Genomic DNA, 17772 nt, shown 5'->3' on the forward strand with positions numbered 1-17772 from the left:
ATTATCACCCGTGAAAATTTAGCTTGTCCCATTCCGGGCCGCTCTCTTAAGCTTAGTCGAATTAAAAAATGAATATTAGAAATAACCTACAAGGCTGGTTGGAAAACCTGTTGATTGTTTTTTCCGGCCTTATTGTCATATTTATCATAGGTGGTGATGGATTGATGGTGCCTCCTGTTCTACAAGTGTTGGGGAGAAGTCATCCCTTGATCTTGCATTTTCCCATTGTATTGATGGTTTTGGCTTTGGTCTTTGTTTTAGTTCCTAATTTACTGCCATCACCTTATCAGCAAAAAGTAGCAAAGTGGTCATTGTTGTTTGCTTGTTTTTTTGCAGGTATAACCGTGTTGACCGGTTGGATGCTAAGCCGGGAAGAAGGCTATGAAGGAGATAATCTTGTACTTCACAAATGGATGGGGGTAGCCGTATTTTTCTTGGCTGTTCTAGTTTATTTCTTTTTGGAAAAACAGCCCAAAATGCAAAAAGGCATGGGCTTAGCCTTATTATTGGTGTTGATTGGCGCAGGACATTGGGGAGCAAACCTTACCCATGGTACTGATTTTTTGATGGCACCTATAGCTGGAAAAGATGGTGTGCAGGTAAGCTTAGAAGAGGCTGAGGTTTTTGCCCATTTGGTGCAACCTATTTTGGAACAAAAATGTAATTCATGTCACCAAGCAAGTAAGAGCAAGGGACAGTTAAGACTGGATGAGGTTGCGATGATCCAAAAGGGTGGTAAAAACGGTGTGCTATTTGATGAAAAGGATTGGGAGAACTCCCTGTTTGTAAAACGTCTGGTAAAGCCAATTGAAGAAAAGGGGCATATGCCTCCAAAAGGCAAACCTCAATTGAGTCCAGAGGAGCTGCAAATTCTACAGGAATGGGTGAAAGGAGGGGTAAAATATGATCAAAAACTAAAGGAAACGGGAGAGGAAAGTCCGCTTTTCCAATTGGCCAGTTTACAATTGGAAAAAGAAGCTCCTTTTGATTTTGAAGCTGCAGATCCAGATGTGGTTGTTTCGTTGAATAATTTTTACAGGATAGTAGAGCCGCTTTATCCGGAGTCGCCTGCATTGGAGGTATCTTATTTTGGTGCAAATGCTTTTGATCCTGCTTCATTAGAGGAATTGAAAAAAGTTAAGGAGCAAATTGTAGGGATTAGCCTTAATAAAATGCCATTGGATGGGGTGGATTTATCAATTCTTGCTGAATTCAAGAACCTAGAAGAGCTTAAGCTTAACTTTTCTAATCTTAGTACTGAACAGTTGAAAGTACTGTCTTCTTTACCAAAATTGAGGAGTTTGACTTTGGCTGGAAATGAGCTAGATGAAGGGATTTTCGAGGTTTTGGCCAATGTGAAAAATTTGGAATACGTGTATTTATGGAGTACTGGACTCAAAGAGGTGGATGCCAAAAGTTATCAGAAAGCAGCCCCTCATGTTATGTTGGAATGGGGCTATAGCGATGACGGTTTGGTCTATACACTTAATCCCCCACAGATTAAATACAGCAAGGTAATATTTGATGAAAATGAAAAGGTGGAGATCGAGCACCCAATCAGCTCCGTGGAGGTGTTTTATACGCTTGATGGTACAGAGCCAGATAGTATAAGCAGCCTTAAATACGAAGCACCTATTTTGATTGACAATACTTCCAGCATAAAGGCCAGGGCTTATGCCAAAGGGTGGCTGAAAAGTGAGCAGGTAGATGCTTATTTTTATAAATCAGGTATTCAGCCTAAAGATGTAGAGTTAAAGACTTCACCTTCTGGCGAATATCAAGGTAATGGCAAAGCCACTTTATTTGATTTGGTAAAAGGCGATAGTAATTACGCTTCTGGAGATTGGTTAGGATTCAAGGATGAGCCTATGGTCTTAGAAATTAGTATTCCTGAGGGACAGGATGTTGAAAACATAGCCTTTAGTTTAATGTATCATGAAGAGGCCCATATCTTTCCTCCCGTAAAAATATTGGTAGAGGGGAAATCCAGAGCCGGAGCTTGGAAAACCATAGTACAGGAAGCTCCAGAGGTGCCGGCAAAATCAAAAAGAAGCAGGATGAAGCAATTGTTCTATCAGCTTGACCTATCCAATTATGACAAATTAAAATTGACACTATACCCCAACCAACATTTGCCTGCTTGGCACAGGGGAGCTGGTGACAAGGGCTGGGTGTTTATAGATGAGGTGGTGTTGAATTAAAGGAAATAGAAGGGTTCATTGATGAAAGGAAGAAATGAAACGAACCAGAAGCATTTTTAAATGGATATGCTTCTGGTTTTTTACTTTGTAAATTATTTTTCATGTGGGTTGATAAATAATTAATGAAAAGAATGGATATGTAATTTAAATTTTGTTAATTAATTTTGATTTAATCATTAATAGTAAGTTTTTGAACATTGCCCTTAGCCCAAAATAATACTGAAAATAAGTGGATCCTTGGATTAATCTCTGGGGAAGAGGATGCATTTAAATTGTTTTTTGATGCTTATAATAAGCGGATATATGGGTTTGCATTGAAATTTTTGAAATTAGAAGAACTAGCTCAAGATGTTACACAGGAGATCTTTATAAAAATCTGGCAAGAACGAAGAAAGCTGCAAGATGTCGACAATTTTGAGGCTTATCTATTCCAAATTGTTCGAAGAAAATGTATAGATAATATTCGAAAAATCTCCAGGGATCAAAAACTGATGGATCATGTAAAAGATAAAATGGAACCATCAGTCAATCCATTTTTAGATTTTGAAAATACTGGTTTTTTGGAAAAAATCATGGAGCATTTATCTCCTCAACAAAAAGCTGTATTTGAAATGAGCCGCACTAAAGGGCTGAGTTATGAGGATATTGCAAAAGAACTAAAAATTTCGAAAAACACAGTTAGAAACCATATGGTGGAAGCATTAAAGGTTTTAAGAAAGTTGATGGAATATTCCATTTATTTATTAGTACTAGAAGTTTATTTTCACTGATTGGAGATAATGGAAATAAAAACTTGATTTTTTTTCAACTTCACTAGTCCTCCCCAAGCTTACGAGACGTCATCCCTATAATAAGTAAGCAAATTTCACTTTGGAAAGGAAAGAACAAACAATAGAGTTAATTAAGAAATACCTATCAAATCAATGTAATCCTGATGAGATAGATGAACTTTTTACTGAAATAACCAAGCCTGAAAATGAAAGCTTGGTAGAAAAAAGTATGCTTGAAACATGGTATACAGAAGAGGGACTTCCAGAAATAGACAGAAGTAATCAAGATCAGCTGTTCAATAATATCAATAGAGATAAAGCTGCTCACCTGCGTGTGTCCAAAAACAGGGAACATAGGATAGTGAGTAGATGGTGGGGAGCTGCAGCCATATTTTTGATTTCAATTATTGGTAGCTGGTTGTTTTTTGAGAGTAGTCCTGAGGCTGTAGATGAAGTTCCTTTGGCTGAAGTCGTGGCTGGTATCGGAGAAAGGAAACATTTGACTTTACCTGATGGGAGTGAAGTCTGGCTTAATTCAGGGACTAAGATTATCTATCCTCATGATTTTGAAGAAAGGAAGGTGAAATTGATAGGCGAAGCATTTTTTGATGTGGAAAGGGATGAGTCCCGTCCATTTATAGTAGAAAGTGAGGCTATCAAAACTAAGGTATTGGGAACTTCCTTTAATGTTCGTGCTTATGATGAAGACAATGGTGTTCAAGTAACCGTAAAAACTGGAAAAGTAGGCGTAGGGAAATCAAATAATGAGTTTGCGTCCATTACCCCAAATCAGCAAATTTCTTATGATGACCAAAATCAAGGATTTTCTTTTCAGGAAGTTGATGCATCATCACTATCCTCATGGAAAGATGGCAATTTGGTATTTGAAAATGTAACATTTGCAGAAGCGGTAACCACACTTAAAATGCAATATGGCAAGGATTTTAAATTTGAAAATCCTGCTTTAAGTAAATGTAGGTTTACCTCGAAATTTGATATAAATGAAGATTTGCCCCATGTGCTAGAGGTTTTAACAACTTTGAATGGTATCGACTATAGGACTGAGGGGAATACAATTTATTTCAGTGGAATTAGATGTCTTTAAGCTTAAAAATAAAAGCCTATGTAACAAATATGTGAAAAAAAGCTGTTTCGGCGGCCACCGAAACAGCAAAAACCTCCGGTTAGGAGGCATTAGATTCAGTCATTTAACAAATACTTAATCCAACTCAAAATTATGAAAATATCTTTACATGGGTTAATGAATGCCCTATTTAAAACAAGGATTTTCTCAACCACTTATTGGTTGAGAAAAAGCAGAAAACTGAGCAGTGCCACGTTTGCATTGGTCTTTTTTTCTACCCTATTGCCTGTATTAGCCAATGATCAATTGCCAGATTTGAAGGATGTTTATATCAATGTTGAAATTCATGAAGAGCCCTTGGTTTCTGCATTTAGAAAAATCGAGACCAATACCCCTTATAAGTTTTCTTACAAATTAGAGCATGTTAAATCTTTTAGGAGTGTAAGCCTCACTAAGTCCAGAAGAACATTGAAAAGTGCATTGGATATTTTGCTTAGTGATACCAATTTGCAATACCAAAGGATTGAAAACAGTATCGTAATAACACCAAGGCCATTAAATGTGCCTGAGAAAGTCAGTTCGCAACCATCCAATGATATTATTGTAAAAACGGTCAAGGGCCGGGTTACTTCTGAAGCCGAACCTCAAGGTGTACCTGGAGTAAATGTTTTGATAGTAGGTACCCAAACAGGTACTGTTACAGATTTGGATGGTAGCTATCAAATAGAAGTAGAAAATGATGAAGCTGTTCTTGAGTTTTCCTTTATAGGTTATAAAACCGTTAGACAAACTGTAGGTAATAGAACGGAAATAAATATTGTCTTGGAGGAATTGCTAAGTAGTATGAATGAGGTGGTAGTAGTGGGCTATGGCGTTCAGAAAAAGAGTGATCTTACAGGGTCAGTAGTTTCCTTATCAGAAGAAAATTTTACCCAAGGAGCGAATTCAAATGCCCTTCAATTATTGAACGGACGTGCACCAGGGGTGACCATTAGTCAGCCCAATTCAGCACCTGGAGCAAACACTAAAATTCAAATCAGAGGAGCAGGCTCAATAAACGGGGATAATAGTGCACTGGTAGTAGTCGATGGATTACCTGGGGTAAATCCACAAGATTTGAGTCCAGATGATATCGAGTCTATAGAGGTGCTTAAGGATGCATCTTCTGCTGCAATTTATGGTACAAGAGCGGCCAATGGTGTCGTGCTGATTACTACCAAAAGTGGTAAAAAAGGGGAACCTGTTCTCAAGTACAATACCTATTATGGGGTGCAGTCAGTTGCCAAGCAGGTGGATGTGTTGAATGGTAGGCAATATATGGAAACCCTTAATGCTATAAGAGAAGAGGGGGGTGGAAATCCAATATACACTCAGGATGAAATTAATCAGGTTGGAGTAGGAACCAATTGGCAGGATATAATTTTCAAAAACAATGCCCCTGTTCAAAATCACCAATTATCCATGTCAGGTGGATCTGATAAAAGCACTTATTACGCTGGCTTGAATTATTTCAACCAACAAGGATTGGTTAAAAATTCTGATTTTAAGAAGCTTAACTTGCGGACGAATGTGGATTTTAGACCAAAGGATTTCTTGAGATTCAAGTTTAATTTGAATTATACTCGGTCCGTTCAAAATGAAATATTGTTTTCAAATTCAGCAAATGAAAGTGCTGGACCAATAAATTCCTCCATTCAATTTGATCCTACCTTGCCGTCAGGATTGGATGAAAATGGGATGTATTACAGAAATGATTTTATTGCACTGGATAATCCGGAGGCCCTTATTAATGGTGTTACGGATGAAGGCCTTAGAAATAGGTTTTATGGGACATTTACAACGGAAATTGAGCCATTGGAAGGATTAGTAGGGTCTGTTAGGCTGGGAGGTACTACCGTTGGAACCATGAATTCTTCCTACAGGGACCGGTCAACTCTCATAGGACAAAGTAATGGAGGGGTAGGTTCTCGAGGAGCTTCTGATTATGTTCAGTGGTTAGCGGAATTTTTGATTAGGTATGATAAGCAATTTAATGAAGATCATCACCTTAATATCTTGGGTGGAGCTACCTTTGAGGAGTTTTTGAATGTGGGGGTGAATGCAAGTTCTCGTAGTTTTCTATCCGATGTAACCTATGCGGATTTATTACAAAGTGGTGATGGTGATGAAGGGGATAATGTGAGTTCATCAAGGAGCAGAAACAGATTAAATGGCTTTTTAGGAAGATTGAATTATGATTATAAGGGGAGATATTTATTGACGGCTTCCTTTAGAGCTGATGGAACCTCAAGGTTCTCAGATGAGAATAAGTATGCATTTTTCCCTTCGGGAGCATTTGCCTGGAGAATTTCAGACGAGCCTTTCTTTCAGAATATCAATAATACAGTTAGCACAGCAAAGTTGCGATTAGGCTATGGACAGCTAGGGAATCAGGGAATCGATAATTTCAGTACCATCCAGACTTTAGTCGCAGGTGGAAGTGCCGTGTTTGGCGATGCTATTTATCAAGGTGTGGTACCTGCTAGACTACCCAATCCTAATCTTAAGTGGGAAACTACAGAGGAAATCAATTTTGGATTGGATTATGGTTTTGCTGAGGATAGAATTTATGGTTCCATTGATTATTATATAAGGAATACCAAAGATCAGATCTTTAGAAAACCAATTCCATCGGTAGTAGGCTTTACCAATATTTTGGTGAACTTCGGTGAGGCAAGGAATTCAGGTTTGGACTTTTTAATCAATTCTGTAAATATCCAAAACAGTGATTTTAAATGGGGTTCTACCCTGAATTTCTCTCTTCTTAAAAATGAGGTAACGAAATTGCCTGATTTTATTCCTGAGATAGTATCTGGAAATATTGGGACATTTATCAGTAATTACCAGCTAATTAGAGAAGGCGTGGCCATGCGTTCTTTTTATGGATTTGAAACAGAAGGTATATTCCAAACAGGTGATGATATCCAGAATTCTGCGCAGCCCAATGCAGCACCTGGTCATATCAAATTCAAGGATCAAAATGGGGACAATGTTATCGACCTGAATGACCGTGTTGTATTGGGTGATCCATTCCCGGATTTGACCCTAGGTTTTAGCAATACCTTTAACTATAAAAATCTATCATTGGATATTTTTATGCAATGGGTAAACGGTATTGAGACCCTTGATGCCAATGTAACCGAATCATTATATCCTACCAATGAGTATAGAAACAGGATATCAAAATACCTCTTAAACAGGTGGACCCCGGATAACCCTACCAACGAATATCCAAGTGGAGTGAACCCTACAGCTTATGGTGGGGATTATATCATCAACTCGATCACTGTTCAGGATGCTTCTTTCTTTAGGCTAAAGACAGTGACTTTAGGTTATAACTTCCCTATCAAAAACAAGAAGGTGTTTAATAATATCAATGCTTATGTAGCAGCGGATAATTTATTTACCATTACAGATTTTGAAGGATTTGATCCGGATGCGAGTGCTACAGGTACTGGTAGCGTGTCAAAAGTTAATTACAACAGTTATCCCTTGAGCAGGACTGTACGCTTTGGACTGAATGTAACCTTTTAAATAAAAGAACGATGAAGACGATTAACAATAAATATATAAACGGAATCCTTGCTTTAGTTCTATTATTTAGCACTACTTCTTGCTTGGATTTTCTTGAAGAAAAAGTTTATACGCAATACGACCCAGATTCCTTCCTGAAGGATCCATCTGGGGTGGATGCTTTGCTGACGGGGGCATATAACCGATCCAGGATAATAGCCTATGATCATAGAAATTATACGTATTTGCTCAATGAGTTCTGTACCGATGTGTCCTTTGAGACGGGTGGTGGTCTGGAACGGGTAGCTGCACCATTTATCCAGTTCAACTGGCCTATTAATAATAATATATTGAATGGGCAGTGGAATAAAATGTATTCGGCTATAGCAAGTGCAAATACAGTGTTGATTGTGGCCAATGGGCTTACAGACTTGCCTGAAACAGAACTCAACGCCATTAAGGGAGAGGCCAGGTTTATCCGCGCATCAGCCTATTATTATTTATACAATATGTTTGGCCCAACCCCAATAATTGAAATTCCCGAGGGAGCTTCTCCAGATGAAATAGAAGAAATTGGACAGAGTACCCCTAGGGCTACTAAAGAAGAATTCTTCGATTATGTGATTTCTGATTTGACTTTTGCTTCGGAGAATCTTCCCACAGAGGAAACATTAATAGGTAGGGCTACCAAGGGCGCAGCGTTGGGATACTTAATGAAATTTTATCTTAATGATAAAAACTGGGAATTAGCAGCTTCAACTGCACAGCAGATCATGGACTTGAATTATTATTCACTTTATGATGATTATGAGAAATTGTTTTCTGTCGATGGGGAAGCGAATAGAGAATATATATTCAGGGCCCCATGTTTGCCTCAGGGTGGGTATCAAAATAACTATATGGCCCATGCATTTCCTCCAGGCTATCCTGTGTTGAGCTCTTGGGCTAATTACGGTGCACAATTTAGAACATACACTGCTTTCTACAAGACCTTTGAAGAGCAAGATTTAAGGAGAAATCTCTTTGTGACAGCATATACTAATACAAGCGGTAATATGGTGGAGTTGGTAGAGGATGAAAATGGTAACCCTTTGGATAATGTCAGAAGCTTTAAATACTGGCCAGATCCTGATGGGGTGGGGGAATCTCATGGGAATGATATCGTTTATATTCGTTATGCGGATGTTTTGCTAAGTAGGGCGGAATCCTTAAATGAACTGAATGGTCCCAATACTGAGTCCATTGACTTAATCAATGAAGTGAGGAGAAGAGCCAATGTTTCCGAAATTTCGTTGGCTGATTATCCATCTACTGAGGCGTTAAGGGATTTTATTCTTGAGGAGCGTGGAAGAGAGTTTTATAGTGAAGGCTTGAGGAGAGAAGACCTTATCAGACATGGAAAGTTTATCTCAGGTGCTGTCTCCAGAGGATATAATGCTGAAGCACATCAAGTATTATACCCGATTCCACTGCAGCAAATAGATACAAATCCTAATTTAGAGCAAAACCCAGGTTATTAATAGGAGGACAAACTTAGGTCGGTGATTTTTCACCGACCTTTTTTATAAAGAAAGCAATGAGAAAGATTATATTATTACTAATTCCATTATTGGCTTGCTTGATCTCTTGTAGTGAGAAAAAAAACAGTAGCTACCGAAAGCAAGATATAGCTGAAGATCTGAATATAATCGTAATACATGTTGATGACTTAGGCTGGACAGATGTAGGGGCATTTGGTAGTGATTATTATGAAACGCCCAATATTGATAAGCTAGCTAATCAGGGGGTGAAATTCACCAATTCCTATGCAGCTGCAGCTATATGCTCTCCAACACGGGCAGCGATGCTAACGGGTAAGCATCCTGCAAGAACAGGGATTACAGATTGGATCAGAGCCAGGTTTCAGGGAGGAATAATTCCTGAGGACGGAAGTAATCCTCAAGGTTATGATGAAAACGGAGATAGGCCACTAAAGACTCCTAAAAACTACCTATATATGCCATTGTCAGAGGTAACTATAGCAGAGTTACTGAAGGAAAGAGGATACCAGACAGGTCATATAGGTAAATGGCATTTGGGTCCTGAGGAATATTTTCCCGAAAACCAGGGGTTTGATGTGAATATTGGTGGATGTGATTTGGGGCAACCACCTAGTTATTTTGATCCATATGAGCCTTTTAATGGAAATGAGGAGTATATTATTCCTAACTTACCTAGCCGCAAAGAAGGAGAATACCTTACTGATAGGGAAGGGGATGAGGCAGTAAAGTTCATCGCTGAAAATAAAGAAAGCAAGTTTTTCCTTCAATGGGCAAGTTATACCGTTCATACGCCATTGATGGCAAAGGATGAGTTGGTGGATAAATATGATTCCTTAGAGAAGGGGAAGCAGGATAATGCAGTCTATGCAGCAATGGTAGAAAGTCTGGATGATAATGTTGGGAAAATAATGCATGCCTTGGATAGTTTGGGATTAACAGATAATACTCTTTTGATATTTACTTCCGATAATGGAGGTTTGATGGGGAATCCTAATAGTCAGGTAACTAACAACTCACCACTGAGATCTCAAAAAGGTTACCCTTATGAAGGTGGTATCAGGGTTCCTACTATCATGAGGTGGCCGGGGAATATTCCTGCAGGCAAGACTTCCAAATCACCTATAATAACAATGGATATTTTACCTACTGTTTTGCGATATGTTGATGGAAGTGTAGATGAAAGTAAATGGGATGGAAAAGATCTTTCAACAGTGATTAGCCATCCAGAGAAAGAGTTTAAGAGAGATTTGTTTTGGCATTTTCCACATTACAGAGGTAGAGATGTTGTGCCTTATTCTATTATTCGATCTGGTGATTTCAAGTTGATCAAATACCATGATGGTAGCGAGGGAGAACTGTATGATTTGAAAAATGACTTAGGCGAAAATGAAAATTTAATTTCAGAAAATCCTGAATTAGCTCGGGAATTGGAGTTGAAATTAGAGGAATGGCTGATTGATACAAAAGCAAAAATGCCTGTTAAAAAATGAAGAAATGAAATATTGTTCTTAAAATAGAAAAGGGGCTTTCTAGCCCCTTTTCTATTTATTATAACCAAACAGGCATTGGCTTATTATTTTTCTTCTTCTTCCTGTTCAGAAGCCAATTCCTCATCTTCCAATTGTTCTTCTTCCGTTTGATCAATTGGCTCTTCTTCCGAAACTTCTTCATCTGGCTCTGTAGGTGCTTTATCCTCAGGTGCCACAGGTTCTTCATAATTGTCTTCAGCAATTACATCATCAGCCGCTTCTTCCTCATCTTGCGTGTCTACAGGAGCGTTGGCCGCTCTTGCTTCTTCTCTTCTAGCCTGATCTGCCCTTACTTCACTGACAGGTTTAAGATTGGATGGTGGAGGAGGAAGCAACTCTTCATCTTCACTTTCATAAGGGAATATTTCTACTATTGGGCTTTCATTGATGTCTGGTACCCTAAAGCTAACCAACATATTGCTTAGGCTTTCATGGATCCTGTCATAAGCTTCTTTTACATCATGTGCTGAAACCAACATGTATTGGGTAACCTTCTTCTCCTTACCACTATCTGCATCAGTAACTACATAAGTGATTTTACACTTATGCCAGATGTCAATATCCTCATAGAAAAATACATCAACTATATTACTTTTACTGATGTTGGTTACCTGAAAATCCCCTCTAATCACACTGCCTAGCATGTCATAAATTCTTGCCTCAGCTTCAGTAAATGATACAGCATCGATAAGATATTGTTCATTTACATTTTTTAGCAATCCCTGCTCATTTTCCTTGGCATATTTTACCTTACACAAAAACCAAATTCTCATATTTTTCCTCTTTAGACTTTTCGGATGACTAAGGTAATACCTATTGTAGAAAGCCCAAATATAAATTTTTAATATTCGTTAAATCAATGAATAAAAGGTCAAATGGTCCAGATTCTTTTTTAGGTAATCCTTACCGATAAGCCACCAAAAAGTGTATATTAACTATTATAAAAATACAATTTATGTGGCATAGCATTTTGCACAGTTTCCCGGTTCAACTGCTCGTACTTCATTTTAAAAAGAATATTGCTTTGGTGGCAATTTGGGGGCTGTTGGTTTTAGTACTTTCTAATAATTTCGGTAAGGTCTTAGGTATTCCCTATCTCTTTTTGGATCCAGAATACCTCAATGAAGTTTCATGGATTGGTTTTTTTATGATGGGAATTGGATTGGCTGTTTTTACCATGGCCTTTCATATGACCACTTATATTATGGACGCGGCCCGCTTTAAGTTTTTAGCAGTGCTTTCTCGTCCTTTTATTAGATTTTGTATCAATAATAGCCTGATACCTTTAATAGCTTATTTGGTCTATATCATCAGTATTATCAATTTTCAACTGGATAATGAGTTGGAGAGTAATTGGGAGATTTTCCGGTATATCATTGGTTTTTTGATAGGGAATTTGCTCACTTTCCTGTTTTTGTTTGCCTATTTCGCTTTGACCAATAAAAATTTCTTTTTGATGTTTACAGATTCCTTGGACAAAAAACTGAGAAAGACCAAGGTTTCTAGAGCCAATGTAATCAAACGCTATAAAGATCGAAAAAGAGCGCTGGACTCTGTAGGGACCTATTTGGATATTGACTTGAGGTTCAAAGAAGTCAGACCTGACCTCTCACAGTTTGAGGGAAATATGTTGTTGAAGGTATTTGATCAAAACCACCTTAACTTGTTTATCATTGAAATTGCCCTGGTAGCCATAATATTGATATTGGGATTTTTCAGGGATAATGAGCTATTGCAGTTTCCGGCCGGAATGAGTGTGATGTTAATGTTTTCCATTTTGACATTACTCGTGGGAGCAGTGACATTTTGGTTGAGAAGTTGGTCAACCTTTGCCGCCATTTGCATCTTTTTGATTTTTAATAATGCTTCTAAAACAGAGATAATGAATAGACCCCATTCTGCCTTGGGGATGAATTATGACACTGAACCAGCTGTGTATAATTTAAATCGGCTGGACAATTTGCTGCACCCCGATACTATTCAAAAAGACAAGCAGAATACCATTCAGATATTGGATAAGTGGAGGGAACAGTTTCCTGAGGAAGAGAAACCAAAGATGGTGCTGATTACATGTAGTGGAGGAGGACAGCGAGCTGCTTTATGGACTTTGCATGTTTTGCAACAAATCCATTTGGTAACCGAAGGTAAGTTTATGAAGCACACGCGATTGTTTACTGGAGCCTCTGGTGGAGTAGTAGGAGCAGCTTTCTTCAGGGAGCTTTATCTCAGGTATATGCAGGGAGAAAATATTGACTTGACTGATGCAGTTTATCGAGATCAAATTTCAGCGGATAATTTAAACCCTATAATTTTCACCTTGATGGTCAATGATCTATTGATCAGAAATCAAAAGGTAGAATATAATGGACGGAAATATTTACAAGATAGGGGCTTTGCTTTTGAAAAACAGTTGAACATTAATACCAAAGGGGTCTTGGACAAACCACTCAGGGCTTATGAAGAGCCGGAAAAAGAAGCGCTGATTCCGATGCTGCCAATCACCCCCTTGATAGTGAATGATGGTAGGAAATTGTTTGTGTCACCCAATTCTATGAGCTATATGGGGGTTTTTATTAATAGATTAATGGATGAGGGTGAAAAAAGTCAAGCCATAGATTTTATGAGGTTCTTTAGAGAGCAGGATGCGGAAGATTTAAGGTTTATCAGTGCCTTGAGGATGGGGGCGACATTTCCATTTATTACTCCAAATATCCAACTACCCTCAGATCCATTAATGGAAATAATGGACTCCGGATTATCAGACAATTTTGGTATCAGTGATGCCTTGCGATTTCTTTTTGTTTTCGAAGACTGGATTGCAGAAAATACTTCTGGTGTATTATTGATTACCATTCGTGACTCTGAGAAGATACTTGAAATTGAACAGAAAACTCCTCCTACCATCTTTCAGAAATTGGTTACGCCATTGAAAAATATTTATATCAATTGGGACAATGTGCAGACATTGAATAATGAAACGCTCTATAATTATATGAAGGAAACCACCCCGTTTTCCCTTGATAAGGTGGAATTTGAATATTCATCTAAAGACTATCTTGAAGCCAAAGAACAAAATGGACTCGATGATGATGTGACCATAAAAGAATTGGAAATTCAGCGGGCATCGCTCAATTGGAGATTGACTTCCAAGGAGAAGAAAGATATTATTGACTGTATAGGAAGCAGGCAAAATAGGGATGCATTAAAAGAACTACAGACCATTTTTGAAGAATACTAAATGGTCTGTTGAGGTTCAGTTATTTTTCCTTGACTTCTGATTCGAATTGATTGAGCGCATCAGGTTTCCCGACTACATAAACCACATCTCCTAACTGAAGCTTGGTGTCGCCATCTATTTTTGAGGTGGTTTTACCATCTCTTTTTATGGCTACTAAATTTACTCCAAGGTTTTCTCTTATTCTCGCTTTTTTCAAGGGTTCATTGATATAGTTTCCGGAATCTCTTCCTACTCTTAGACTTACAAAATTAATTTCTGGAAGGTCTATGTTAAGCCGATCCCTTCCTTTAGTGAGTGGTGTTCTAAACATCGCATAATTTCCTGATCTAACTTCTTCAGTGAAATCCTCTATTTCATCCTTGGCGATCAGGTATTTGTTTAGAACCCGAGTGAAAATTTCGATGGAAGTCTCAAATTCTTCTGGGATTACTTCGTTGGCTCCCATGGAAAGATTATCAGAAATTTCATTGACATAACGTGTTCTGACAATTATGGAGGCATTTTGGGTCAACTGTCGAATTGCGGCAATTATGCTCTTTGTGGCATCGCTATTGGAAATGGCGATTACAATGACCCTTGCGCGGTGTATATTGACATGTTTTAGTACCGTTTCATTGGAAGCATTTCCGAAAATAATGGGTTCGCCTTTTTCCGCTTCTACTCTTACTGTTTCAGGGTTCATTTCTATGATGGCATAAGGGATTTCCGCTCTTTTGGCTGCTTTGGAAAGGTTTCGTCCATTTAGACCATAGCCTATGATGACCAGGTGATCACCCAATTCATCTCCGCCAATATTTGCCATGGAAATATTTTCAGTATTGCGCACAAAATGTGTTTTAAGGCCATTGGGTAAGGGGAGATTGACCAGTTTGTAGGAAAGCTTTTCGCGGTTGTTCAATATAAATGGCGTGATGGCCATGGTCAATATGGAGACAGCCAGAAAGTATTGGTAATTGGTAGCATCCAATAGTTGGTGTTCCATGCCCACTTTAGCTAGTAGAAGGGAAAATTCCCCAATTTGGAAAATGGAAAAGGCGACCATAAAGGCTTCTCTAAAACTCATGCCAAGCACTTTGACTGAAATAGTGGTCATGATGAATTTAGAAAGAAAAACGATCAGTACGATGATCAAAATGACCGCAATATTCTGAAATAGGAAGCTTACATCGAATAGCATTCCTACAGATACAAAAAAGAAACTCAGGAATATTTCACGGAAAGGGAGGATTTTTCCAGTAGCATGATGTCTGTAATCCGATTCGGAGATGATCAAACCCGCTAGAAAGGCACCCAATCCTAAAGATAGTCCTAAAAGAGAAGTTAAAAAGGCTACCGAAAAACAGATCACAATGATGCTTAGTAGAAATAATTCCTCATTTCTTGTTCTTGCAATCCTGTATAATAAATTTGGAACAAGGTATTTTGCTGAAAGTATGGTGATTAAAACGACTAATGCACCCTTAAATAGCATAAGCAATAAAGAAACCGCAATGTTTTCTGATTCTCCTGCAAGCATGGGAGTGAGTAACATCATGGGGACAATAATGATGTCCTGAAATATCAGAATTGCCAAAATAGTTTTTCCAGATAAATTATTTACCTGTCCACCTTCTTGTAGTAATTTTAAGACAATGGCGGTACTACTTAATGCCAAAAGGAAACCAATAAAGACCGCTACATTCCAGTCAAAACCGAATAAATGGGCAAGCAGGGCAGTTACAAAAATGGTCAGTCCAACCTGTAATGTCCCCCCAATAAATACGGCTTTTTTAATAGACATCAGACTTTTTAGGGAAAATTCCATTCCTATCACAAATAGCAGAAGGATAACCCCTATTTCGCTGAGCACATCCACCGTGGTGGAGGCATTTACCAAAGATAGTCCATATGGACCTGCCAAGGCACCAGTAAACAAAAAGCCAATTATGGTAGGTACTTTTAAACGCATGAAAAGCAGGATCACCAATGTTGCTAATCCAAAAATGATGACGATGTCCTGCAACATTGGAAGCTGTGCAGCAGCTAATAAAGAATATATCATTATGGTAAAATAAAAGGCTAAGTGATTACTGCCTTAAAAATACAACAACATCCATGAATTACATAAAAAGTAAAGACATTCTCAGATTAATAGGCAAAGCCCCATTTTTTGTAAATCATATGCATCAACCAAGCAGGCCCTATCAGTAAGAATTGAATGTCTTTGAAAAAAGATGGTTTTTTACCTTCGATTTTATGTCCATAAAGCTGAAAGGTCCAGGAAAAAATAAATATGGCCAAACTGATCATCCAAAGTGGAATTGGAGAAATTATGGTGATAAGGTTACACATAAAGACACATAGAGAGACAAACAAGAACATCCCAAGCGATAAGGGCGGTGATAAGGAATAGTAATAGAATAATACGATAATAAGTGCAAAAGTGGCCCAATTGGCAAATGGCCCAAGATAATCAATCAAAAAGTCAATAGGCCCAACTGGAATGCTATAAATCAGGCCCACGATGCTAAAGAATATAGCTGGCACGCAAACCCAATGTATCCTCTTGTTTATTGGATGCTGATGGCTAGTTCCATATTCTTGCAGTAATAAGTCTATTTTTCTAGTTGTGGCCTGGGGCATTGCAATTGGATTTGGTACGGATAATACTTTCTATTAATTTAAGGAATCTTAATGAAAAAATAATTTACCCAACCATATATGTTAAGTTACTGGGAGAAGAAAAACCTTATAAATTATGATTTAGTGGTTGTTGGAGCTGGCTTTGTAGGATTATCTACAGCCATCCATTATAAAGAAAATTTTCCTGGTAGGTCCGTTCTGGTTTTGGAAAGGGGAGTATTTCCCAGTGGAGCTAGCACTAGGAATGCTGGTTTTGCTTGTTTTGGCAGCCTTACGGAGATCTTAGATGACCTTGAGGCTACTTCAGAAGAAACAGTTTTTGATTTGGTTGTAAAGCGGAGGTTAGGGCTAAAAAATATTCGGAGTGTTTTTGGTGATGAGGCATTAGATTATGTTTCTACAGGTGGTTTTGACCTTATCAGGCCCCAAGATGAATACTGTTTAGAGAAAATGGGCTATTTAAATGGTATGCTCAGAACAGTTTTTGGTGGAGAAGTTTTTGAGATGGCCGATCCCAAGAGCTTTGGTTTTGGTGGAGAAATATCACATTTAGTGAAAAACAGGTTTGAGGGCCAATTGGACCCAGCCAAATATCTTAAATGCCTTTGGCAAAAGTGCAGGGATTTGCAAATAACCATTCTTACAGGCGCAGAGGTGAAAAGTTTGGATGAAGCCTCTTGTAAAGTCCATGTTCATTCTTTCTATGATGAGGATATTGTTTTCCAAGGAAGATTACTCGCAGTATGTACCAATGCCTTTGTGAACCAATTAGTAGAAGGGTTGGATATCAAGCCAGGACGAGGGATGATCATGGTTAGTGAATTTATTCCTGAGTTTCCATGGCAAGGTACTTTTCATATGGACAGGGGATATGTTTATTTTAGGAATGTAGATAACAGACTTTTGATTGGTGGAGGGCGGAATTTGGATGAATCCACAGAGATGACTACCGATCGTGGGATAAATAGCACCATTAAAGCTTATTTGGAAGAGCAGGTCAATAATATTGTTTTTCCCGGTAAAAAACTGGTGTGGGAAAGTGAGTGGTCAGGTTCTATGGCTTTTGGAGAAATAAAAAGGCCTATCATACAGCAAGTTAATGCAAGGGTAGCAGTCGGGGTAAGGTTAGGAGGAATGGGGGTGGCTATTGGATGGGAGGCTGGAAAGGAGTTAGCCAATCTCCTCGGTTCTTAAAAAAATCATATATTTTGTTAATTTTGACTTTCTAATACTAT

At 38.3% G+C, this 17772-nt stretch carries 11 protein-coding genes; 8 read left to right on the plus strand and 3 right to left on the minus strand.

Annotation, left to right across the window (positions count from 1 at the left end; genetic code table 11):
- Positions 1 to 68 precede the first annotated feature (68 nt).
- From H7U17_RS05055 to H7U17_RS05080, 6 genes are all read left to right on the plus strand, one after another.
- A complete protein-coding gene (locus H7U17_RS05055) occupies positions 69 to 2201 on the plus strand; it encodes an FN3 associated domain-containing protein (RefSeq protein WP_186755553.1) in 2133 nt (710 codons plus the stop codon).
- A gap of 197 nt (positions 2202 to 2398) precedes the next feature.
- A complete protein-coding gene (locus H7U17_RS05060; RefSeq protein ID WP_186755555.1) occupies positions 2399 to 2971 on the plus strand; it encodes an RNA polymerase sigma factor in 573 nt (190 codons plus the stop codon).
- 100 nt (positions 2972 to 3071) lie between these two features.
- Positions 3072 to 4076: a FecR family protein gene (locus tag H7U17_RS05065; protein ID WP_186755557.1), complete on the plus strand. Its 1005-nt coding sequence runs from the start codon at positions 3072 to 3074 to the stop codon at positions 4074 to 4076.
- A 132-nt stretch (positions 4077 to 4208) separates the two neighbouring features.
- Complete coding sequence (locus tag H7U17_RS05070; protein ID WP_186755559.1) at positions 4209 to 7628, plus strand: TonB-dependent receptor; 3420 nt, start codon at positions 4209 to 4211, stop codon at positions 7626 to 7628.
- A gap of 11 nt (positions 7629 to 7639) precedes the next feature.
- Positions 7640 to 9127 carry a RagB/SusD family nutrient uptake outer membrane protein gene (locus tag H7U17_RS05075; RefSeq protein ID WP_186755563.1) on the plus strand — a complete coding sequence of 496 codons (1488 nt, stop codon included), beginning with the start codon at positions 7640 to 7642 and terminating at the stop codon, positions 9125 to 9127.
- A gap of 56 nt (positions 9128 to 9183) precedes the next feature.
- Positions 9184 to 10638, plus strand: a complete 1455-nt coding sequence (locus tag H7U17_RS05080) for a sulfatase (protein WP_186755564.1) — start codon at positions 9184 to 9186, stop codon at positions 10636 to 10638.
- Positions 10639 to 10721: 83 nt separating this feature from the next.
- Here H7U17_RS05080 and H7U17_RS05085 read toward each other — a convergent pair whose 3' ends face one another.
- Positions 10722 to 11450 carry a DUF4494 domain-containing protein gene (locus H7U17_RS05085; RefSeq protein WP_186755565.1) on the minus strand — a complete coding sequence of 243 codons (729 nt, stop codon included), beginning with the start codon at positions 11448 to 11450 and terminating at the stop codon, positions 10722 to 10724.
- A gap of 182 nt (positions 11451 to 11632) precedes the next feature.
- Here H7U17_RS05085 and H7U17_RS05090 point away from each other — a divergent pair, with 182 nt between their 5' ends.
- A complete protein-coding gene (locus H7U17_RS05090) occupies positions 11633 to 13915 on the plus strand; it encodes a patatin-like phospholipase family protein (RefSeq protein ID WP_186755566.1) in 2283 nt (760 codons plus the stop codon).
- A 19-nt stretch (positions 13916 to 13934) separates the two neighbouring features.
- On the opposite strand, the gene H7U17_RS05095 is transcribed toward H7U17_RS05090, so the two are convergent.
- Together H7U17_RS05095 and H7U17_RS05100 are read right to left on the minus strand one after the other, a co-directional pair.
- A complete protein-coding gene (locus H7U17_RS05095; protein ID WP_186755567.1) occupies positions 13935 to 15956 on the minus strand; it encodes a cation:proton antiporter in 2022 nt (673 codons plus the stop codon).
- A gap of 86 nt (positions 15957 to 16042) precedes the next feature.
- The gene (locus H7U17_RS05100) at positions 16043 to 16537 is read right to left on the minus strand and encodes an Mpo1 family 2-hydroxy fatty acid dioxygenase (RefSeq protein ID WP_186755568.1); all 495 of its coding nucleotides are present in this window, start codon (positions 16535 to 16537) and stop codon (positions 16043 to 16045) included.
- Positions 16538 to 16615: 78 nt separating this feature from the next.
- Here H7U17_RS05100 and H7U17_RS05105 point away from each other — a divergent pair, with 78 nt between their 5' ends.
- Entirely contained in the window at positions 16616 to 17731 is a 1116-nt protein-coding gene (locus tag H7U17_RS05105) for an NAD(P)/FAD-dependent oxidoreductase (RefSeq protein WP_186755569.1), read from the plus strand.
- Positions 17732 to 17772 lie beyond the last annotated feature (41 nt).

The sequence above is a fragment of the Echinicola salinicaeni genome (genome assembly GCF_014280965.1).
GTDB classification, from domain to species: domain Bacteria; phylum Bacteroidota; class Bacteroidia; order Cytophagales; family Cyclobacteriaceae; genus Echinicola; species Echinicola salinicaeni.